Source organism: Glycomyces paridis (genome assembly GCF_004912155.1).
Classification (GTDB): Bacteria; Actinomycetota; Actinomycetes; order Mycobacteriales; family Micromonosporaceae; genus Glycomyces; species Glycomyces paridis.
This window is the reverse complement of record NZ_STGX01000005.1, coordinates 62,762-83,767: the sequence shown is the minus strand read 5'-3', so window position 1 is coordinate 83,767 and position 21,006 is coordinate 62,762. Positions and strand designations below refer to the sequence as shown.

The 21,006-nt window shown below is 72.4% G+C and carries 21 protein-coding genes and 1 pseudogene; 6 read left to right on the top strand and 16 right to left on the bottom strand.

The window, feature by feature from the left end; all coding sequences use genetic code 11:
* Entirely contained in the window at positions 1-915 is a 915-nt protein-coding gene (gene ligD, locus E9998_RS08325; RefSeq protein WP_136529250.1) for a non-homologous end-joining DNA ligase, read from the top strand.
* Here the strand turns inward: ligD and E9998_RS27035 are convergent.
* From E9998_RS27035 to E9998_RS08315, 3 genes and pseudogenes are all read right to left on the bottom strand, one after another.
* Positions 910-1,635, bottom strand: coding sequence for a GTP pyrophosphokinase (locus E9998_RS27035; protein ID WP_420842419.1), 726 nt, complete (start codon positions 1,633-1,635; stop codon positions 910-912). The genes ligD and E9998_RS27035 overlap by 6 nt on opposite strands.
* A gap of 489 nt (positions 1,636-2,124) precedes the next feature.
* A pseudogene (locus tag E9998_RS27030) lies at positions 2,125-2,304 on the bottom strand (TetR family transcriptional regulator); the annotation flags it as partial.
* 109 nt (positions 2,305-2,413) lie between these two features.
* Entirely contained in the window at positions 2,414-3,460 is a 1,047-nt protein-coding gene (locus E9998_RS08315; protein ID WP_136529248.1) for a TRM11 family SAM-dependent methyltransferase, read from the bottom strand.
* Between the two features lie 199 nt (positions 3,461-3,659).
* On the opposite strand from E9998_RS08315, the gene E9998_RS08310 reads away from it, so the two are divergent.
* A complete protein-coding gene (locus E9998_RS08310; protein ID WP_136529247.1) occupies positions 3,660-4,151 on the top strand; it encodes a cupin domain-containing protein in 492 nt (163 codons plus the stop codon).
* A gap of 1 nt (position 4,152) precedes the next feature.
* Here E9998_RS08310 and pdxR read toward each other — a convergent pair whose 3' ends face one another.
* The 13 genes from pdxR to E9998_RS08245 all read right to left on the bottom strand — a co-directional run bounded on the left by pdxR (position 4,153) and on the right by E9998_RS08245 (position 16,597).
* Positions 4,153-5,601, bottom strand: a complete 1,449-nt coding sequence (gene pdxR / locus E9998_RS08305; protein WP_136529246.1) for a MocR-like pyridoxine biosynthesis transcription factor PdxR — start codon at positions 5,599-5,601, stop codon at positions 4,153-4,155.
* Positions 5,602-5,683: 82 nt separating this feature from the next.
* Positions 5,684-6,319: a hypothetical protein gene (locus E9998_RS08300; RefSeq protein ID WP_136529245.1), complete on the bottom strand. Its 636-nt coding sequence runs from the start codon at positions 6,317-6,319 to the stop codon at positions 5,684-5,686.
* A complete protein-coding gene (locus E9998_RS08295) occupies positions 6,316-7,164 on the bottom strand; it encodes an ABC transporter ATP-binding protein (RefSeq protein ID WP_136529244.1) in 849 nt (282 codons plus the stop codon). Before E9998_RS08295 ends, E9998_RS08300 begins: the two co-directional genes overlap by 4 nt.
* Positions 7,161-7,565 carry a GntR family transcriptional regulator gene (locus E9998_RS08290; RefSeq protein ID WP_136529243.1) on the bottom strand — a complete coding sequence of 135 codons (405 nt, stop codon included), beginning with the start codon at positions 7,563-7,565 and terminating at the stop codon, positions 7,161-7,163. Before E9998_RS08290 ends, E9998_RS08295 begins: the two co-directional genes overlap by 4 nt.
* 80 nt (positions 7,566-7,645) lie before the next feature.
* Entirely contained in the window at positions 7,646-8,572 is a 927-nt protein-coding gene (locus E9998_RS08285) for an N-acetylglucosamine kinase (protein ID WP_136529242.1), read from the bottom strand.
* A 4-nt stretch (positions 8,573-8,576) separates the two neighbouring features.
* A complete protein-coding gene (locus E9998_RS08280) occupies positions 8,577-9,788 on the bottom strand; it encodes a family 16 glycosylhydrolase (RefSeq protein ID WP_136529241.1) in 1,212 nt (403 codons plus the stop codon).
* Between the two features lie 53 nt (positions 9,789-9,841).
* Complete coding sequence (locus tag E9998_RS08275) at positions 9,842-10,666, bottom strand: carbohydrate ABC transporter permease (RefSeq protein WP_136529240.1); 825 nt, start codon at positions 10,664-10,666, stop codon at positions 9,842-9,844.
* Complete coding sequence (locus E9998_RS08270; protein ID WP_136529239.1) at positions 10,663-11,571, bottom strand: carbohydrate ABC transporter permease; 909 nt, start codon at positions 11,569-11,571, stop codon at positions 10,663-10,665. The genes E9998_RS08275 and E9998_RS08270 overlap by 4 nt, the downstream gene beginning before the upstream one ends.
* Before the next feature lie 21 nt (positions 11,572-11,592).
* Positions 11,593-12,990, bottom strand: a complete 1,398-nt coding sequence (ngcE, locus tag E9998_RS08265; protein ID WP_136529238.1) for an N-acetylglucosamine/diacetylchitobiose ABC transporter substrate-binding protein — start codon at positions 12,988-12,990, stop codon at positions 11,593-11,595.
* Between the two features lie 47 nt (positions 12,991-13,037).
* Complete coding sequence (locus E9998_RS08260; RefSeq protein ID WP_240037532.1) at positions 13,038-13,805, bottom strand: sugar isomerase domain-containing protein; 768 nt, start codon at positions 13,803-13,805, stop codon at positions 13,038-13,040.
* Positions 13,802-14,725 carry a MurR/RpiR family transcriptional regulator gene (locus E9998_RS08255; protein WP_204745324.1) on the bottom strand — a complete coding sequence of 308 codons (924 nt, stop codon included), beginning with the start codon at positions 14,723-14,725 and terminating at the stop codon, positions 13,802-13,804. The genes E9998_RS08260 and E9998_RS08255 overlap by 4 nt, the downstream gene beginning before the upstream one ends.
* Before the next feature lie 115 nt (positions 14,726-14,840).
* Positions 14,841-15,386: an RNA 2'-phosphotransferase gene (locus E9998_RS08250; protein ID WP_136529237.1), complete on the bottom strand. Its 546-nt coding sequence runs from the start codon at positions 15,384-15,386 to the stop codon at positions 14,841-14,843.
* 95 nt (positions 15,387-15,481) lie between these two features.
* On the bottom strand, positions 15,482-16,597 hold the full coding sequence (locus E9998_RS08245) for a Gfo/Idh/MocA family protein (RefSeq protein WP_136529236.1): 1,116 nt from the start codon (positions 16,595-16,597) through the stop codon (positions 15,482-15,484).
* A 193-nt stretch (positions 16,598-16,790) separates the two neighbouring features.
* On the opposite strand from E9998_RS08245, the gene E9998_RS08240 reads away from it, so the two are divergent.
* From E9998_RS08240 to E9998_RS08225, 4 genes are all read left to right on the top strand, one after another.
* A complete protein-coding gene (locus E9998_RS08240; protein ID WP_136529235.1) occupies positions 16,791-18,185 on the top strand; it encodes an extracellular solute-binding protein in 1,395 nt (464 codons plus the stop codon).
* Between the two features lie 63 nt (positions 18,186-18,248).
* Complete coding sequence (locus E9998_RS08235) at positions 18,249-19,187, top strand: carbohydrate ABC transporter permease (RefSeq protein ID WP_136529234.1); 939 nt, start codon at positions 18,249-18,251, stop codon at positions 19,185-19,187.
* Entirely contained in the window at positions 19,184-20,113 is a 930-nt protein-coding gene (locus E9998_RS08230; protein ID WP_136529233.1) for a carbohydrate ABC transporter permease, read from the top strand. The genes E9998_RS08235 and E9998_RS08230 overlap by 4 nt, the downstream gene beginning before the upstream one ends.
* Positions 20,110-20,985 carry an NAD-dependent epimerase/dehydratase family protein gene (locus E9998_RS08225; protein WP_136529232.1) on the top strand — a complete coding sequence of 292 codons (876 nt, stop codon included), beginning with the start codon at positions 20,110-20,112 and terminating at the stop codon, positions 20,983-20,985. The genes E9998_RS08230 and E9998_RS08225 overlap by 4 nt, the downstream gene beginning before the upstream one ends.
* The last annotated feature ends 21 nt before the right edge of the window (positions 20,986-21,006 follow it).

Genomic DNA, 21,006 nt, shown 5'->3' with positions numbered 1-21,006 from the left:
ATGGCCCCGACGATCCGCCTCGACGGGCACGACCTCGCGCTCACGCACCTCGACAAGGAGCTGTTCCCCGAGGACGGCCTCACCAAGGACGACCTGCTCGCCCACTACCTCGCCGTGTCCGCCGCGATGGTCCCGCACCTGGCCGGGCGCGCGCTCACGCTGCGCCGCTTCCCGCACGGCATCGGCGACGAGGGCTTCTTCCAGAAGGACTCCGGCGGGCACTTCCCCGACTGGATCCGCACCGCCGAGATCCCGCACCGCCGCAGCGAGGGCTCCAACCGGTACGTCGTGTGCGACGACGCCGCGACCCTCATGTACCTCGCGAACCTCTCCACCGTCGAGTTCCACGTCCAGACCGCCACGGTCGACCGCCTGGACGACCCCGACCGGCTCGTGGTGGACCTCGACCCGCCCCCGGGCGTCACGCTGCCCGAGCTCCGCTCGGTCGCCCGGCGCGTCAGGGACCTCTACGCCGAGGTCGGCCTCGCCCCGTTCCTCCAGGCCACCGGCGGCCGCGGCTTCCACGTGGTCGCCCCGCTCGACCGCGGCGCCGACTTCCCGTTCGTGCGCGCGCTCGCCGGGGACCTCGCCGCGCGCCTGGCCGCCGCGGACCCCGACCGGCTGACGACCGCGCAGCGCAAGAACCGCCGCGGCGACCGGCTCTTCCTCGACGTCAACCGCAACGGCCACGCCCAGACCTTCATCGCCCCGTACTCGCTGCGGTCGCGGCCCGGCGCCGCCGTCGCGACCCCGCTGGACTGGAGCGAGCTGGGCCGCGCGGCCCCGGACGGCTTCACCGCCGACTCGATCCGCCGCCGCCTCGCCCAGAAGACCGACCCGTGGGCCGGCATGGACGACCACGCCGCCGCCGCGACCGAGGCCCGCCGCCGCCTCGACGCCCTCGACCCGCTATGAGTCCCGCCGACCCTCCGTGCCCAGGCTGAGCGCCCAGAGCCGTTGCAGCAGTTGGTCGTCGAGCCGCGGCAGCGACGGCGGCTCGGCGTCGTAGGCGTCGATGGGCCCGTGGACCTCGGCGTGCAGCTGCTCCATGCGCCGGTCGAGCTGCTCAGCGGCCCCGGCCGCCGCCGCGAGCTCGGCCGCGAGGTGCTCGGGCACTTCTCCATCGTATTTATAGAAGATCTTGTGCTCCAGGCTCGCCCAGAAGTCCATCGCGATCGTGCGGATCTGCACTTCCACGATGACCGGGACGGCCCCCGTCGACAGGAACACCGGCACCTCGATGATCGCGTGGAGGCTCTTGTACCCGTTGGGCTTCGGCTCGGCGATGTAGTCCTTCACCGCGACCACCCTCACGTCGTGCTGCGAGGTGAGCGCGTCGAGGATGCGGTAGGTGTCGGCCATGAATGCGCAGGTGATGCGGATGCCCGCGATGTCGGTGACGTTGGCGCGGATCGACGGCAGCGTGGGCGCGTAGCCGCGGCGCGCGACCTTCTCCAGGATGCTCTCGGGCGTCTTGAGGCGCGAGGTCACGTGCTCGATCGGGTTGTAACGGTGGAGGTGCCGGAACTCCTCGCGGAGGATCGTGACCTTCGTCAGCACCTCGTCGACGGCGAAGCGGTACTCCATCATGAAGCGCCCGAAGTCCTCGCGGATCTGGTGGGCGAACTCCAGCATCTCCCGGTCCGGCGGGGCGGTCCTCGGCGCGGGGGCCGCCGCAGCCCCGGCGGGCGCGCGCCAGACGGCGACGATCGCGTCCACGAGGTCGTCCACGCCCGGCGCGGCCGTACCGCTCCCGGCAAGCTCGCGTTCCCGGTCGGCCATAGACTGGTCGATGAGGTTGCGCGTCATGGCGGTGCGCGCGGCGGCCACCTCCGGCGGCAGGTCCGGCAGGCACCGGCGCATCCCCTTGCGCAGCGCCCGCAGCGAGGGCGTCTCGGCGCGCGGGTCGTCCCCGTCGAGGGCGCGGAGCGCCGGGTCGGCGGCCACCTGGGCGGTGAACCGCGCGTACCACGACGGCTGCGGCAGGCCCGCGAGGTGCTCGGAGACCGACCGCACCGCGACCGAGACCCAGGCCCGCAGGTCGTCCTCGTCCCGCACCTCCGCCACGAGGCGGGCGCGAATCCGGTCGATCGAGGCCGAATGCCGCTCCGCAATGGCCCCGACCAGGGCCTCCTTCGACCCGAAGTGGTAGCCGACGGCGGCCGTGTTGCCCTGGCCCGCGGCCTCCACGATCTGCCGGTTCGACACCGCGTGCACGCCGCGCTCGGCGAACAGCCGCTCGGCGGCGTCCAGGAGCGCCTCCCGGGTCCCCCTGGCCTGCTCGTCGCGGCGCCGCTTGACCATGCCCTCGGCCACGGCCCACCCCTCTCGGTCGGTGAATCATCTGTTTCACCGACGCTATCAGGTGGCGCACCGAATTCAATCAATCATGTGACTTAGCGTTCCCGCGTGTTCAGCGTGCCGCCCGCGGCTTGACCGCCACGATGAGGTCGCGGTCGATGGCCTGGCCCACCCGGTGCTCGAAGCCCAGGAACGGCTCGGAGTCCAGCACCGCGAGCCCGGCGTTTTCCAGGATCGACGCCAGATCCTCGCGGGGGAGCACCTGCGTGTTCCACGACAGCCCCATCGCCCCGCCGTCGCGCAGCAGCGCCGCCCACTCCGGGATCGCGGCCTCCAGCAGCGCCCGCGGGCTGCGCGACAGCGCCCGCTCCGAGTTCACCGACGCGTGCTGCACCCCGTACGGCGCGTCGGTCACGATGAGGTCGAACGAGTTCTTCCGGTAGACCTCGCCGCTGCGCGTCGTGTCCGCGCCGACCAGCTCGACGGTCTGCACGTCCCCGGCCCGGAACGCCTCCTTCGTCGCGGCGAACTCGGCCAGCATCCGCCGGCCCACCGACCGGCCCTCGCGCTTGACGCGGCTCTTCGTGACCTTGTGCTTGATGAACTTCCCCTTGAGCCACCGCTCCAAGAACACCGCGTACGCGTCGAAGTCGGTCCCGTCGATCTCCACCCCGTAGCCGTCCCAGCCGTACATCGCCGCCTGGTTCAACGTCGTGCCCCGGCCCGCCAGCGGGTCCAGGAGCCGCGGACGGTCGCCCAGGAACCGGTCCGCGGTCAGCGCCGCCGCGGCCGTGACGTTCACCAGCAGCTTCGTGAACTGCTCGTTCGTCTTGCCCACGTACTTGAGGATCGACACCAGGTCGTCGTCGTACCGGTCCAGCCGCTCCACCGCGACCGGTTCGAGCATCGACCCGTGGACCTCGAACAGCGCGAACAGCGAGGAGAGGTTCGCCAGCACCCGCAGATCGCGCCCGCTCAGCGACTCGGCGCCGAAGACCAGGTACGGCACGCCGCCGAACTCGACCTCCTCCACGTCCTCGACCGCGCCCTCCAGCAGGCGCTCGCGGAAGACCCCGAACTCGTGCCGCATCATCCGCGCCGCCGTCCGCGCGTAGACGCGGTTCGCCGACGGCGAGACCAGCATCGCGTACCTGCGCATGTCGAGAACACCCTCCACCACTCGAAACCCGTTCCCCGACCTGGAAACCGGCACCACCATACCGGATCGGGCCACCGCCCCCGCACCACCCGAATTGACCCGCTGCATCAGGCGTCGATTGCACCAGAAACATGGTCTATTACGCCGGTAGATTCGGTGTCACCACCGAAACCAACAGCTCACACACCCAGGAGCAGCAATGAGCACCGACCAGCAGCCCGTCCTCGTCCGCGCCGCCGAAGCCGAGACCCTCCAGGACGGACCCACCAGCCTCATCACCCTCCTCGCCGACGCCGGCGCCACCGGCGGGGCCATCACCGCGAACAAGGCCACCTTCCGCAAGGGCTCGCCCGGCGCCCCGGCCCACTTCCACACCAAGGCCGCCGAGACCTTCTTCGTCCTCGAAGGCGACATGCGCATCCTCGTCGGCGAGGAGATCGTGGCCCTCGGCAAGGGCGACTTCCTCACCGTCCCGCCCACCGTCCCCCACGCGTTCGCCCCCGCGCCCGGCGCCGAGGCCGAGATGCTCGTCCTCTTCACCCCCGGCCTCCACCGCTTCGACTACTACCGCCTCCTCGAGCGCGTCCACCTCGGCGAGGCCACCGTCCAGGACATCCGCGACAGCTCCGAGCAGTACGACAACCACTACTTCGCGAGCCCCGTCTGGACCGCCGCGCTGGCCGAGCGCTGACTCAGGCGGGCGGCAGGACGCGGCACAGCGCGTCCAGCGCCGCGCCGTAGCGGTGCTCGGCGGGCGCGGCGTAGCCGACGACCAGGCCGTCCCGGTGCGGCTGCTCGCTCTCGGGATGCCGGAACGCCGCCAGCCCGTCGAGCGCGATGCCCGCCGACGCCGCCGCCTCCACAGTGGCGGCCTCGGTGCCCGGCGGCAGCTCCACCACCGCGTGCAGTCCGGCCGCCACGCCCGTGACGGCGAGGTGCGGGGCCCGCTCGGCGAGCGCCGCGACCAGCCGGTTCCGGCGCTCGCGGTAGCGCCTCCTCATGCGCCGCAGGTGCCTGTCGTAGTGCCCGGCCTCGATGAGCGAGGCGAGCGCGAGCTGGTCCGTCACGCCCGTCCACGCCTCCCGCAGCCCTTTCGCCGCCAGGACCGGCTCGACCAGGTGCGCAGGCAGGACCATCCAGCCGAGCCGGATCGCGGGGGACAGGCTCTTGCTCACCGACCCGAGGTAGACCACGTGGTCGGGGTCGAGGCCCTGCACCGCGCCCACCGGTTCGCGGTCGTAGCGGAACTCGCCGTCGTAGTCGTCCTCCAGCACGACGCCGCCCCGGCCGCGCGCCCAGTCGACCGCGGCGGCCCGCCGCGCCGGGTCGAGCGGCCCGCCGGTAGGGAACTGGTGCGCCGGAGTGAGCAGCGCCGCCCGCGCGCCGCCCCGGCCCTCCGGGAGCAGATCCGTGCGGGCCCCCTTGCCGTCCAAGGCGACCGGCACCGTGCGCACGCCCGCGGCGTCGAGCACGCTCCGGTGGAACGGCAGCCCGTACGCCTCGACGGCGAGCGGACCCGCCAGCACGCCGCCGCCGAACAGCAGCCGCAGCCCGTGCGCGAACCCCGCGCACACCACGATCCGGTCCGGCGCCGCCGACACCCCGCGCGCCCGCGCGAGGTACTCGGCGAGCGCGCGGCGCAGCTCGGGTCGGCCCTGCGGGTGCGGGGGAGCGAACGCGTCGTGCGGCGCAGTAGCCAGTGCTCGGCGCACTGCCGCGGCCCAGTCCGCGCGCGGGAACGACGTCGCGTCCGGCTGCCCCTGCCGCAGGTCGTGCAGCGGCGCCGCGCTTCGCGCCGCCTTCTCGGGGACGCGCTGCGGCCTCGCCGCGACGCGTTCGGCCACACGGGTCCCCGATCCCTGCCGCGCGGTCAGCCGCCCCTCGGCGACGAGCTCGGCGTACGCGTCGGCCACCGTGTTCCTCGCGACCCCGAGGTCCTCGGCCAGCGTCCGGTACGGCGGCAGCCGCGTCCCCGGCGCGAGCCGCCCGCTCCGCACCGCCTCCCGCAGCGCCGCGGCAACGGCCGCCCGCCGCGACCCGCCCGCGCCCAGTTCGAGATGCAGCTCGACGCCCCCGCCGCCCCGCGCCTCTGCCTTGAAACCTTCCGCTTTGAAACCTGCCGCCTTGAATCCGTCCGTCATCGAACCCCCCGCCATCGAACCCCCGCCTTCGCCTCGGGCCCAGGCTAGCCGGGCCGCGGATCGGACCGGCCGCCGTCGGGCCTCACGACCGTCTTCGGACCGCGGTCCAGGCGGCGAGGACGCAGGCGGCCGCCGCCAGGAGGTACCAGCCGCTCTCGGCCCACTGGAGCGGCCAGTACCCCAGGTCGGCGCGTTCGCGGAGGGCGCGGGCGCCGCCGAGCTGGAGCAGCCCGAGCACCGGCACGCTGAGCGCCATGGCGATCTGCGTCTGGCCGACGAGCGCGCCGAGCGCGGCCCCGAACGCCAGGGCGAACAGGACCCGCGCGAAGGGCACGACGCCGTGCGATTCATAGTGGTACCAGGTCATCGGGTCGAGCCCGGGCTGCTCGGGCAGTGCCAGCGCGATGAGCGCGGCGGTGGCGCCCGCCGCGGCCGTCGCCCCGGCCGCCGCGACGGCGAGGCGCGCGGCGAGCCACCGGTCCCGGGTCCGGCTCTGCGTCCACGCCAGCCGGTGCGCGTGGTGCTCCAGTTCGCGGGCGACGAGCGGGGCGCCCCAGAACATGCAGACGCCCACGGTCAGGTACCCCGAGGCCAACTGCGCGATGAGGGCCAGCTCCGGATCGGTGCGCGAGGCCGCCGCGAGGGCGGCGACGAGGGCCGTCCACACCGCGGCCGCGACCAGCGGGAAGCGCTGCTGGCGCCAGGCGAGCCAGATCATGGCGCCTCGGGGCGGCGCAGGTAGCCGAGCACGATCTCCTCGATCCCCGGCCGCTCCCCGAGCGGCAGGTCCGGCAGGTGCGTGCGGATGAGCGCGGTCGTCTGCCGCTCGGTGCCGCTCTGGTGCACGACGTCGGCGAGTTCGCGCACGTCCGCGGCGGCCTCGCCGGGACCGGTGATCACGCGGTGGCGGTCGCGCAGCGCCTCGACCTCGCCCGCCAGCCGCACCCGGCCCCGGTCGAGCAGCACCAGGTGGTCGCAGGTCTCGGCGAGTTCGGCCAGGTCGTGGGAAGAGAGCACCACGGTCGCGCCGGTCTCGGCGACCGCGGCCATGAGCGCGCCCCTGACCTGAAGGCGCGCCAGGGGATCGAGTTCGGCCAGCGGCTCGTCGAGCAGCAGCAGCCCGGCCCGCTTGCCGAGCGCCAGCGCCAGGGCGACGAGGGTGCGCTGGCCGCCGGAGAGCCGCGCGGCGCGCCGCCGCGGGTCGATGTCGGCCTCGGCGATCCGGGCGCGGGCGGCGGCGAGGTCGAACCCGGGGTTGGTCGCGTTCGCGAAGCGGAGCATCTCGGCGACGGTGAAGGAGCCGAACAGCGGCTTCTCCTGCGCGACGAACGCGACCCTGGCGAGGTCGGCGCCGCGGCGGCCCGAGGGGCGGCCGAAGACGAGGATCTCGCCGTCAGTCGGGGCGAGGAGCCCGACGGCGACGTGGAGCAGCGTGGTCTTGCCCGCGCCGTTCGCGCCGACGAGCGCCGTCACGGCGCCTTCGGGGACGGCGAGGTCGCAGTCGCGCAGGGCCCAGACCCGGCGCCGCCGCCTGCTCAACGCGACGGTTTCGAGCGCGTTCACGTTCGGCCGCTTCCGGTTCGGGCCGCATCCCGTTCGGCCAGGACGCTGTCGAAGACCGCGCGCATGTCCTCGTGGTCGAGCCCCGCCCGCTCGGCCGCCTCGACCCAGTCGGTCAGGCCCGACCGGACGCCGGGGTCCTGCGCGGCGTCGGACGCGGCGGCCCCGGCGGTGACGAAGGTGCCGACGCCGGGGCGCGAGCGGACCAGGCCGTCGTGCTCCAGTTCGCGGTAGGCCTTGTGGACGGTGTTCGGGTTGATGCCGAGCGCGGCGACGACCTCGCGGGCCGGCGGGAGCCGGTCGCCCTCGCGCAGGCGGCCGAGCCGGACCGCCTGGCGGACCTGGCGGATGAGCTGGAGGTACGGCGTGACGCCGGAACCCCGGTCCAGGCGGAACTCGATCATGGCGCTCCTCGTGCGTGACCGCTACTTCTACTTAACTACTAGCAGAATAGTAGAATGGCTGCGCCGCGCCCCGCAAGCCCCTACCGCGCGAGCGAGCGGATGGCGAGCTGGGCCGCGCCGATCTCGGCCGGGCCCGCCGCCGTCACCGTCGCGTCGGGCCAGGCCTCGGCGAGGCGTGTCCGGACGCCGTCGCGGACCGGGGCGGATTCGCGGAGGACGCTGCCGGACAGGACGATCGGGGTGCGCTCGCCGGGGTCGCGGACGAGGGCGACGGCCGCGGCAAGGTGGGCGGCGGCCTCGTCGAGGATCGCCAGGGCGTGCGCGTCACCGGCGGCGGCCGCTTCGGTGACGAGAGGGGCGAGGCGGTCGAGGCCGCGGGGCGGCCTGCTGTGGACGGCCGACACGAACGCGTCCGAATCCGTTCCCGCCGTAGGTGATCCGTGTTCGCCGACCGCGGCCGCCACGAGGGCGGTGAGGCCGGTGTGGGGCAGTCGCGCCTGGAGGCGCGCGGCGGTGTCGGCGGCGGCGCGGCGGCCGATCCAGAAGCCGGAGCCGCGGTCGCCGAGGAGCCAGCCGAGGCCGTCGCCGACGCGGGTGAGGCGGTCGCCGTCGACGCGGGCCGCCGCCGAGCCGGTGCCCGCGATGAGGACCGTGCCGAGCGGTTCCGTTGTACCCGAAGCGAACGCGACCTGCGCGTCCCCCACCGCCCTGACCTCGCAGCGGAGTCCGGCGGCGTCCCAGGCGCGCCGGAACGCCGCCGCGGTCTCGGGCCGGTCGAAGCCGCCGACCCCGGCGAGGCCGAGGACGGCGGCTTCCACATCGGACGGATCGGTGCCGGCCAGGGCGCCCCGGAGGGCGCGGGCGACCTCCGCGGCGGCGAGTTCGGGCGGGACGGCCAGCGGGTTGCCGCCGCCGGCGCGTCCCCGTCCGACGATCTCGCCGTCGAGGGTGGTCGTGACCGCGCGGGAGGAGGTCCCCCCGACGTCCAGGCCGAGTACCAGTCTCATGGGATCAGCATGACCCCAGGTCGGTCCACTGCGGCGTCCAGCCCGGCTCCGAGCCCTGCGTCCACCAGTTGGCGCGCCACAAGTGCTCGCCGTCGCCGGACTTCGGGCCGCCCGGGTCGCCGTTCGCACTGCGCTCGTGGACGACGGTGTTCCCCGCGGTGTAGACCGATCCGAAGGCCCAGTCGACGGCGGTGGCACAGTCGGCGCCGCCGGTCGGCGGGTCGGTGGGCTCCTCGGTCGTGGGCGGGTCGGTCGGGTCGGTGGGCCCGACGGTGGGGCATTCGCCGCCGCCGGTGCCCACGGTGTCGGTGTGCTCGGTGCCGTCGGCGCGGTAGCCGGCGACGCGGGCGTTCACCTCGGCGGGGCTGAGGACCTCGCCGACGCTGTGCATGAAGTAGTCGACCTGCTGGTGGTAGACGCTGGTGCCGCCCGCGTGGGCCGCGGTGTCGATGAACCACAGGTTGAAGTTGACGGACATGGGGGTCTCCGGGTAGTACTTCCCGGAGTGGTCGGCGACGAGCGTGCCGTCCACGTAGTACTTGACGTGGCCGCCTGAGACGGTGAAGACGAGGTCGTGCCAGCCGTCGAAGCTCTCGCGCTGGGAGGTGTGGGTGTTGTCGGCGATCCAGGGCTCGTTCTGGTAGGTCTCCCAGGTGGTCTGGTAGAAGATCGGGCCGGTCTCGCCCCAGCCGCCGTTGGGCAGGTACTCGAAGTCGATCTCGCCGTAGTCGGGGTCGAGCGGCGCGTCGAGCGGGGTGATGGTGAAGAAGGTCTCCACGAGGTGGTCGCCGTCGGTGCCGCTGACGGGCGCGTCGGCGAACTTGACGCGGGCGGCGTAGGTGCCCTCGAAGAACTTGCGCTGGTGGAGGAATTCGGCGTGGCTGGTGCCGCCGCCGGTGCCGTCGGTGGCGGCGCGCAGCTGGAGCGACGTGGCGCCGTCGACGGTCGGGAACGAGACGTTGCCCGCGGGCCAGGCCGCGCCGGGGACGCCGGGTCCGCCGGCGTTGGTGCGGACGGTCCAGCCGCGGGCGGCGATGTCGGGGTCGGAGGACGAGTCGTAGGCGAAGTCGTCGAAGAGGACGCCGTCGCAGGCGGCCGGTTCGGCGGCGCCCGCGTCGGGTTCGGCGTGCGCGGTGGCGAGGCCCGCGGCGGCGACGGCGAGGATGGCCGCCGCGACGCCCGCGAGGCGCCGTCGTGGAGTGCGGATGGTGGTCATGTCGAGCTCCCTTTCCGGTTGAACTCTGATCGGATGGACGGGGTTCGGACGGGTCAGCGGACCGCGCCGGCGGTGAGGCCGGAGCGGATCTGCCGTTGGAACAGGAGGTAGGCCAGGAGGACCGGGAGGATCGCGATGACGAGCCCGGCGAACAGGCCGGAGAAGTCGCTGCGGTAGCCCTGGCTCACGGCGAGGGCGGCGAGGCCCTGCGCGAGGACGTAGCGGTCGGGGTCGGGATTGAGCACGAGCGGCAGCAGGTACTGGTTCCACAGGCCGAGGAAGTTGAAGATGCCGACGCTCACCATGCCGGGCCGCGCCATCGGGAGCATGACGCGGAAGAACACGCCCGCATGGGAGCACCCGTCGATGAACGCGGCCTCGGCGGTGGCCGAGGGCAGCGAGCGGAAGAAGGCGTGCAGGAAGAACACGGTGAACGGCAGCGCGTAGGCGGCGTACACGAGGATGAGCCCGTGGTAGGTCCCGAGCATCCCCAGCTGGTCGACCACGAAGAAGAGCGGCACGAGCGCGAGGAACACCGGGAAGAGCATCCCGGCGACGAGCAGGTAGTACACGAGCCGGTTGCCGGGGAAGTCGTAGCGGGCCAGGCAGTACGCGGTGAGGGCGCCCAGGAGCATCACCAGGACCAGCGCGCCCCCGACCACGATGAGCGTGTTGAGCAGGTAGCGGCCGATCGCGGCCTCCTGCCACGCGCGGGCCCAGTTGCCCCACTGCGGCGCATCGGGCAGGGACCAGGGGCTCGCGAAGATCTCGGCGTCGGTCTTGAGCGAGGAGACCACTGCCCACAGGAGCGGGAGGGTGACCAGCGCGGCCCAGACGATGAGGACGAGGTGGAGGACGCCGCCGGAGATGCGCTTCATGCGAGTTCCACCCGCTCTCTCTTGGTGGCGCGCAAGGCGAGCGCGGTGAGGGTCAGGGTGATGAAGAACAGGGTCACGCCCATGGCCGAGGCGTAGCCGAACTCGCCGTACGTGAACGCGGAGCGGTAGAGGGTGAGGCCGATGACCTCGGTGGCGTTGTCGGGCCCGCCGGGGCCGACGGTCATGATCTGGACGAGCGCGAACCCGTCGAGGGCGAGGATGCCCAGGTAGACATAGGCGACCTGGACGCTGTCCCAGACGAGCGGGAGCGTGATGCGCCGGAACACCGTGAACCGCCCGGCGCCGTCGAGCACGGCGGCCTCCACCACGTCGACCGGCACCGATTCCATTGCGGCGGTGAAGAGCACGACGTAGAAGCCGACGGCCGACCAGATCATGACGGCGGTGACGGCGGGCAGCGCGCTCGCGGGGTCGGCGAGCCAGGCGCGTTCGAGGCCGCCGAGCCCGACCGCGCCGAGGAGTCCGTTGAGGAGCCCGTTGCCCGGCGTGTACACGAACTGGAACAGCACGCCGAGGATCGCCACGGACAAGAGCTGCGGGAAGAAGTACACGATCCGGTACAGGCCCGAGCCGCGCACGCCGCGCCTTCGCGTCCCGCCGCCGAGGGTCAGGCACGCGGAGAAGAACAGCGCGAGCGCGATCGTGGCGGTCGGGACGACGAGGATCATGAACCCGTTGTTGCGCAGGGCCGCGAGGAACAGCTTGTCGCCCCACAGGTCCGCGAAGTTGGACAGGCCCACGAAGCCGGCCTCGGCCGACAGCCCGTCCCAGTCGGTGAGGGCGAGGGAGAACGCCTGGGCGTAGGGCGAGACGACGAAGACGCCGTAGAGGAGCAGGGGCGGCGCGAGCGCCCCGATCAGAAACCGGTACTTGCCGTGTCGCATGGCTCGGCCTCCCCTGCGGATCTAGCGCTCGTACTTGGCGACGGAGTCGTCCGCGGCCACGGCGTCGGCGGCGGCCTGGATCCGGTCGGACCACTGCTCGGGGTCGGTGCGACCGGCGAGGAGCTCGCCGGTGGCGGTGTCCACCTCGACCGCGAGCTCGGGGTACCAGGTGCGGTACTTGTACCCGAAGACGCCGTCGCCCGCGGCCTCCAGTGCGGCGGCGACCGAGGCGAGGCCCGAGGACAGTTCGAGCCCTTCGGTGGCGCCCTTGACGACCGGCATGGCCTTGGCCGATTCGGCGAAGCCGCGCGCGACCTCGCCGGAGAACAGGCACCGGAGGTATTCGAGGCCGCCGCGGGGGTTCGCGGCCTGGGCCGGGACGAGGAAGGACTCGCTGCTGGAGCCTTGGACCGCCCCGTACGGCAGCGCGTCGGCGCCGCTCAGCGCGGGGACGGCGGCCATCGCCATGTCGAAGCCCTCGGGCGTGACGCCCTGCTGCTCGCCCTCGATCCACGACCCGCACGGCAGGAACGCGGCCTCGCCGTTGCACCAGGCGTTCTGGGCCTCGGTGTGCGACAGCCCCTCGGAGCCTTCGAGGATGTGGCCGCCGGTCACCAACCGGTGGATCGCGTCGGCGGCGGCGAGCATCCCGTCCTGGCGCCAGGCGTCGGCTTCGAGGTTGTCGACGGCGTACACCAGGTCGAGGCCGCCCGCCTTGGCGGCGAGGGACTGGAGCGGGTCCATCATGTACTCGGGGAACTTGCCCTGCCAGGTCCACGGCGCGATCCCGGCGTCCTTGATCTCCCCGCACAGGGCCAGCATGTCGTCCCACGTCTCGGGGACGGTCCAGCCCTTGGACTCGAAGAGGCTGCGGGAGTACCAGATCCCCCAGGCCACATAGGAGTAGTTGAGGAAGTACGGCGTGCCGTCGAGGGTGCCGTCCGCGACCACGCCCGGCAGCAGCAGGTCGCGGACCTTGACGGCGGGGTCGTCGAGGCTCGGCGCGTCGAGGAGTTCGGCGAGGTCGGTGAGCTGACCGGCCTCGGCGAGCGCGGCGATGTCGAGGCGCCCGGCGCCGGTGTTGTCCACGACGTCCGGCGGCTCGCCGGACACGAAGCGCGGCTGGAGGACTTCGCCGACCTTCTGGAGGCCCTCGTGGGTCACGGTGGCGTCGGGGTGGCGCTCCTCGTAGAGGGTCACCGCGTGCTGCGTGTACTCCTGGCCGTAGCCGCCGTCGAACATGACGACTTCGAGGTCGGCGCCTTCGGGGACGCCGAGCGGGTTGTCCTCGGTGACGGCGCCGGTCGCCTGCTCGGCGGGGTCGTCGCCGCCGGCGGTGACGCAGCCGGAGAGGACGGCCGCCGCACCGGCCATTGTGGAGGCTCGTAGGAGGGTACGACGGGAGGACTGGACGTTCATGAGGGGCCTTTCTGCTGTTCAGAGGGGACGGGTTCGAGAGGGGTGCATCAGGCGGAGCGCCGGATGCGCCCGGCGTACTTCGCCTCCAGGGCGAGGTTGTGCTCGTCGCCGCCGGGGATGTTGGCGGACAGGTAGACCGGCGGGGCGTGCCCGGCGTCCACGAGGCGCTGCACGGCCTCGCCCACGATCATCTGGGCGAGCACCGCGGAGGTCACCGACGAGACCGCGCCGACCGCGCCGCCGCCCGGCAGCGGCATCGCCGCGTCGCCGTACGGGGCGCCGTTGTCGAGCGCCACGTCCGCGATCTCGCCCAGGCGCTTTCCTGAAGGATGGCGCGAGGGCGTCCGGGCGCCGTGCTCGGCGGACGTGAAGGCGATCAGTGGATGGCCCCGCTCCTTCACCAGGAGCGCGAGCTCGACCACGACGCCGTTGATGCCGGAGTTCGAGGCGATCGCGAACACGTCCCCCGGCTCGGCCGCCACCGTCTCCAGCAACTGGTGCGCGATGTCGGTGTTGCGCTCCAGGAACGGGTCCGCGAGCGTCTCCAGTGGACGACCGCCCACGAGCACGAGGTCCCGCAGCGCGATCTTGTTGGAGGGCACGAGCCCCCCGGCCCGGCCCGCGAGCTCCATCGCCAGCGCCTCGGAGTGCCCCGACCCGAAGGCCTGGAGGACCCCGCCGGCCGCGATCGACTCGGCGATGAGTCCGGCGGCCTCGCTCACGGCCCCGGCCTGCGATTCCCCCACCCGGCGGATCGTCTCGCTCACGAGGTCGAGATAGGCCCGGCCGGTGATGCGGGTGCTCTGATCGGTCACTGGTCCTCCTGGGAACGGTTGCGGCGGTTGCGGTTCGCCTCGTCGGCGAACCGGTGGGCGCTCACGGCCCTCGCGGTCACCTCGAACGCCTCGGTGGTGCGCTCGTAGGTGCGCTGCGCGACGGCCACGTAGATGAGGTCGAGCACCAGCAGTTGCGAGTGCAGCGCCGAGAGCGCCGCGAGGCGGAACGTCGTCTCGTGCACCGCCGTCGTGAGCACCACGTCGGCGGCCTGCGCCATCGGCGAGCGGTCGAAGGAGGTCACGGCCACCGTGAGCGCGCCCTGCTCGCGGGCCTCGGCGAGCACCTCCACGACCTCGCGGGTGCGCCCGCTGTGCGAGAGCCCGATCGCCACGTCGCCCGGCCGCAGCAGCGCCGCGTTCGTGAGCGCGGTGTGCGTGTCGGGCCGGAACCAGCACGGGACCCTGATGCGCTCCAGGCGGAACGCCAGCTCCCTCGCGGCCGTGCCGGAGCTGCCGAGCCCGACGAGTTCGACCCGCCCGGCCTCGGCCACCGCCGCGGCCACGCGCTCGATCCGTTCGAGGTCCACACGGGACGCCGTCTCCTGGATCGCCCGCGCGTCGGCGCTGGCGACGATCCCGAGCACGCGGTCGAGCGGATCGCCCGGCTCGATCTCGCGGTCGATGTCGGTCTCCCACCGCGCCTGCTCGGCGCGGCCGCCCTCGGCGGCGAGCGCGACCCGCAGGGCGGCGTACCCGGAGAACCCGAGCACCCGGCAGAACCGCGTCACGGTGGCCGTCGAGGTCCCGGCGCGCTCGGCGAGGTCCGCGATGGACGCCCGCGCGGCCCCGTCGGGGTCCTCCAGGATCTGCAACGCGACCCGTTGCAGGGCATCGGGAAGCGTCTCCAACTCCGTGCGAAGTCGACCGACCACGCCCTGGTTCCGCACCGTCGTCGCCACTGGAAATTCCTTTCAGTAAATCTTCCTTATGAAGAAAATTACGATGATCGTCGCACCAAGTCAACACTTCGTGAGAATAAATTTCATTCGAAGCGACCGACCGCGGAACGGCGGTTCAGCGCTCGGGGAACATGATCGCCCAGGCGGGCACGGCCTCGGTGAGCCAGACGCCGTTCTCGGAGCGGCGGAACTCGTGCCCGCGTTCGGCCATGCGTGCGGCGTCGACGGCGAGCACCACGGGCGCGCCCCGGCGGGCGCCGACGCGCGTCGCCGTCTCTCGGTCGGGGGAGAGGTGCACGTCGTGCCGGTCCATCGGCCGCAGCCCCTCGGCCTTGATCGCCGCGAGCGAGCCGCCGGTGGTGCCGTGGAACAGCACCGGCGGGGGATCGCTGGCCTCCAGGCCCAGGTCGACCGCGACCGTGTGCCCCTGGCTCGCCCGAATCCGGCCGTCCCGCATGGCGAACCGCTGCTTGTCGTTGCGGGCGACGACCTCCTCCAGCTCCTCCGGTGTGAGGGCGAACCCGCGTTCACTGAGCGCCTCGAGCAGCACCGCGACCTCGACCCAGCCCTGATCGTCGAGCACGATCCCCAACCGCCCCGGGTCGTGCCGCAGATGCCGCGAGAGGTACTTCGAGACCTTCACCAGCCGCCGGTCGTCCACGGCGCTAACAGGTCTTCGAGGGGGCGGGCATCGGCGGCTCCGGTCGTTCGGCGAGAACGCCACTGTACCAACGCCGCCGCGCCCGCGGCCGCGGTTCAGTCCCCGGCGGCGGACCCGGTGGCCGTCGGCCGCCCGTCGTACTTCCCCTCCAGCACGTCGGCGACGCGTATCGGCTCGCCGAGGGTCGCCGAGAGGTACACGGCCCGTACGGTGGCGAGGGCGAGGAAGCCCGCGTCCAGGTCCACCGACGGTCGGCGGCCTTCGCGGATCGCCGCGACGATGTCCGTCCACTGTGCCAAGTGCGGGTTCGAGTAGCCGGGTTCGGGGGCCGGGTACGCGGCGAGCTCCCGTGCGGCCTGGTCCGCCTCGCCCTCGGCGTCCCTGGCGTGGAAGAACGTCAGCTCGTCCCGTGCGATGACCGCCGAGCCGTCGATGCCGTGGACCTGAAGGCGCACACCGAGATCGGGGTACGCCGCGGTGGAGGCGTGGAGGGTCGCCAAGGCGCCGTCCGCGAACGTCAGGATCGCGACGGCCACGTCCTCGACCTCGATGCGCTCGTGGGCGAGCCGCGCGGTGCGGGCGACGACCTCCACGGGTGCGCCGAGGAACCACAGCAGCAGGTCGAGCGTGTGCACGCCCTGGTTCATCAGGGCCCCGCCGCCGTCGAGCGCCCAGGTGCCGCGCCAGGCGGCCGAGTCGTAGTACGCCTGCGTGCGGAACCAGTCGATGTTCGCCGTCGCCGAGGTGATCCGGCCCAGGCGCCCCGCGTCGAGTGCGCGCTTCACCACCTGCGCCGACCGGTCGTGGCGGTGCTGGGAGACGACGGCGACGACCTGCCCGGGCCGCTCGGCGGTGGCCTCGCGCAGGCGCCGTGCGGCGGCGGTGTCGACGTCGAGGGGCTTCTCGATGACCACGTGGGCGCCCGCTTCGAGCGCTTCGAGGCCGAGCGAGGCGTGCGTCCCGCTGAGGGTGCAGACGGCGACGACGTCGACGCCGCCGCCCGCGAGCGCCTCGGTGAGGGAGGCGTGGACGCGCGGCGCCGGGGCGCCGAGCGCTTCCAGCTCGCGCGCGACGGCTTCGGCGGCCGCGGGGGAGGGGTCGACGAGGACGGCGACTTCGAGGTCGGGGCTGTGGGCGGCGACCTCGGCGTGCAGGCGGCCGATGACGCCGCAGCCGACGACGGCGAGCCGCAGCGGGGGAGGGTGCTGCATGGGGTTCTCCACTTCTCAGTGACTTGTCTGCATCGAACCGGTTGTGCTGCAGGGGATTCGGGGCGGCCGGCGGCGGCCCCGAAAATTCCGGGCCCGCTGCCGTTGACTTAATAACACTCTTGGTTTTATTTTATGTTCTACACACCCTCACGGCCCGCGTCCCCCGCGGGCCTCCACGACCACAGGAGTTTCAATGAAGAGACTGTCACGGCGGCACGTGCTCGCAGCGGGATCGATCGGCGCCACCGCCGCGCTCGCCGGCACGGCAGCGTGCAGCGACCCCGGCGCCGACGGCGCGGACGCCGGCGAGCTCGACCCCTCCGCCGACGTCACCATCTCCATCGGCGACCAGCCCACCGAGGACAAGCCCGACCAGCGCGCCGCCTTCGACGAGCGCATCGGCGAGTTCGAGGCCGCCTACGACAACATCACCGTCGAGCCCTCCACCGAGATGTGGGAGGCCCAGACCTTCCAGGCCAAGCTCGCCGGCGGCACCCTCCCCACCGTCATGGGCGTCTCCCTCACCTACAGCTACGAGCTCATCGAGAACGGCCAGCTGCCGGACATGACCCCCTACCTCGAAGAGCTCGACCTCGTCGCCGACCTCAACCCGCTCGCCCTCGACAACGTCAAGGACGCCGACGGCAGCATCTACTCGATCCCGACCGGCCTGTTCTCCGTCGGCATCGCCTACAACCGCGCGATCTTCGAGCAGGCCGGGCTCGACCCCGACACGCCCCCCGCCACCTGGGACGACGTGCGGGCCTTCGCCAAGCAGATCAAGGAGAACGTCCCCGACGTCACCCCCTACGCCCAGTTGACCACCAACAACACCGGCGGCTGGATGCTCACCACGATGACCTACAGCAACGGCGGGCGCGTCCAGGACGACGCGGGCGCCGAGGCCGTCATGGGCCAGGAGACGATCGACGCACTCCAGGTCCTGCACGACATGCGCTGGACCGACGACACGATGGGCCGCGAGTTCCTGTACGACCAGGAGGCGCTGCGCCAGGCCTTCGCCGGCGGCACCATCGGCATGGCCCTCCAGGCCCCCGACTGCTACTTCACCGTCGTCAAGGACTACGGCTTCGACCCGGCGTCCTACGGCCAGGGCCAGCTCCCGCAGGGCGGCGCCGGGAACAACGGCACCCTCACCGGCGGCACCCTGAAGCTCTTCGACGCCAAGGCTACCGCCAACCAGCTCCTCGCCGCCGCCCGGTGGGTCAAGTTCTACGACTTCGAGAAGTACTACGACGAGGCCGTGGCCCTCGCCGACGCCGAGTCCGCCGCCGCCGACAACAGCCCCGTCGGCCTCCCCGGCCTCCCGCCGGTCTCCCAGGACGTCTACGACCGCTACCTCACCTGGATCGAACCGCACATCAACGTCCCCCTGGAGCAGTTCGCCGGCTACACCGCCTCGACCCTCCAGCTCATCGCCGAACCCCCCGCGGCCACCCAGCAGACCTACGCCGCCCTCGACCCCGTCGTGCAGCAGATCCTGACCGACGAGGGCGCCGACATCGCCCAGGCCGTCGCCGACGCCAACACCGCGGTCCAGGCCATCATCGACCAGGCCGCCCGCTAGCGGACCCCGGACTTCCGGCCGGGCCCGCACCAGGCCCGGCCGGAACCCCCGAACGGAGACTCCATGGCACCGACCCCCGACGCGGCCCGCGCCGCGCAGCGGCGACCCCGGCCGCGCCTCGACCTCACCCGATGGGTCCGCGGCGGCGGCCTCCACGCCGTCCTCTTCGCGGTCCCGGTCGTCCTTGTCTACCTCTACTTCAGTTGGGGCCCAGTCGTACAGGGCCTCGTACTCAGCTTCCAGAAGACCAACCTCATCCTCCCGGCCGAATGGGTCGGCTGGGGCAACTTCGAATACGTCCTCGCCGACCCCGGGCTCCTCCAGGCATCGCTCAACACCGCCTACTTCGCGCTCCTGGCCCTCGTCTTCGGCTTCCCGATCCCGATCATCCTCGCGGTGCTCATCAACGAGCTGCGCAAGTACGACGCGCTCTACAACGCGCTCGCCTACCTGCCCGCGGTCGTCCCGCCCGTGGCCGCGATCCTGCTGTGGAAGTTCTTCTACGACCCCGACGCGCAGGGCCTGTTCAACTCGGCCCTCGGCTGGATCGGCCTCGGCCCCTTCCCCTGGCTCAACGCCGAGGACAGCGCCATGCCCTCGATCGTCCTGTACGCCACCTGGGCCGGCGCCGGATCGACCGCGATCATCTATATCGCCGCGCTCGCCACCGTGCGCACCGAGCTGTACGAGGCCGCCGAGATCGACGGCGCCGGGATCTGGCGCCGCATCTGGCACATCACCCTCCCGCAGCTGCGCAACGTCATCTTCGTGATGATGCTGCTCCAGCTCATCGGGACCTTCCAGATCTTCACCGAGCCGTACCTGTTCACCGGCGGCGGACCCAACAACGCCACCCAGACCGTGCTGCTGAAGATCTACAACTACGCCTTCGTCAACGGCGACTTCGGTGCCGCGACCGCACTGAGCGTGCTTCTCGCGCTCTTCCTCGGCCTGCTCTCCGTCGTGTACTACTTCGTCACCAAGAGATGGAGCACCGCATGAGCGCCGCCCCCGCACCGCGCGCCGCCCGGCGCCGCCCCGCCGAGGAGAAGGAGCGCGGCGTCATCTCCGCCTCCGACCGCAGAGGCCCCAGCGTCCGTGCCTGGTTCGGCGCCGTCCAGACCGTCCTGCTGGTCCTGCTCATCGTCGCCGGGCTCGGCCCGCTCCTGTGGGCCGCCAAGGCCTCGGTCTCCTCCAGCAACGACATCGTCTCCGACCCGATGGGCATCTGGTTCACCCCCAACGAATGGGGCAACCTCCTGCTCGCCTGGAACGGCGCCAGGATCGGCCAGTCGCTGTGGAACACCGTGATCCTCGCGGCCGGATCGACCCTCTCCACCCTCGTCGTCTCCGTCGCCGCCGCCTACCTCCTCAGCGTCCTGCGCCCCAAGTGGGGCCCGGTGCTCTCCGGCGCGATCCTCGCGACCCTGTTCCTGCCCGGCGTCATCTCCTTCGTCCCGCTCTACCTCACGATCCTTGACATGCCGCTGCTGAACATCAGCCTCCAGGACACGTTCTGGGCCGTCTGGCTGCCCGCCGGAGCAAGCGCCTTCAACGTCGTGGTCCTCAAACGCTTCTTCGACTCGATCCCGCGCGACTACATGGAGGCCGCCAAGATCGACGGCGCCGGTCCGCTGCGCGTCCTCGTCTCGGTCGTCCTGCCGCTCTCCCGCCCGATCCTCGGCGTCATCGTGCTGCTGTCGGTCGTCGGCTCCTGGAAGGAATTCCTCTGGCCCATGCTGGTCCTGTCCAATCCCGACCTCCAGCCCGTCTCGGTCATGCTCCCCAAGCTGGCCGCCGGGAACTCCCCGCTCTCGGTCCAGATGGCCGCCGTGTTCCTCTCCATCCTCGTCCCCGTGGTCCTCTTCGCGATCTTCCAGAAGCAGTTCCTGCGCGGCGTCGGCTCGGCCGGAGGCGTCAAGGGATGAGCGACCTCGAAGGCACCCGCATCCTCGTCACCGGCGCCTCCGGGCGCATCGGCGCCGTCGCCGTCCCGCACCTGCGCGCCCTCGGCGCCCACGTGACCACCCTGTCGGCGGGGGAGAACCCCGACCTCGACGCCGACCGCGTCCTCGTCGGCGACACCAGGTCCCAAGCGGACGTGGCCCGCGCGATCGAAGGCGCCGACCTCGTCGTGCACCTCGCCGCGCTGGCGCACCGCGACATCGCCCCGCCCTACGACGTGTACTCCACGAACGTGGTCTCCACGTTCAACGTGCTCCAGCAGGCGGGCGAGGCCGGCATCCGGCGCGCGGTCGTGGCCGGGAGCATCAACGCCTACGGCCTGCCGATGAACCGGCACGAGGTCACCCCGGCGTACTTCCCGATCGACACCGACATACCAGTCGACATCGCCGACTGGTACTCCCTGTCCAAGCACAACGACGAGAACACCTCGCGGATGGCCTGGCGGCAATGGGGGATCGACACGGTCACGCTGCGGTTCCCCCACGTGCACAACGAGGAGGCGCTGCGAGCGCAGGCCGAGGTCTTCCGCGCCGACCCCGCGTCGGGCCTGCGCGAGGCCTGGTCCTACCTCACCACGCGCGACGCGGCGCGCGCGATCGAACTGGCCCTGACCGCCCGCACCACCGGCGCCCACGCGTTCTTCCTCGCCGCCGGGAACACGCTCGCGCCGTACCGGACCGAGGACCTGCTCAAGGCATACGCCCCGCAGGCGCCGCGGCTGCGCCGCTTCGTGGAGCGCGAGGTGCCGATCGACCTGACGCCCGCGCGGCGCCTCATCGGATTCGAAGCCCGCCACGAGGTCGCGCTGCCGACGCTCGACCTGCCATCCTGAACCGCAGACCCCGACAAGGAA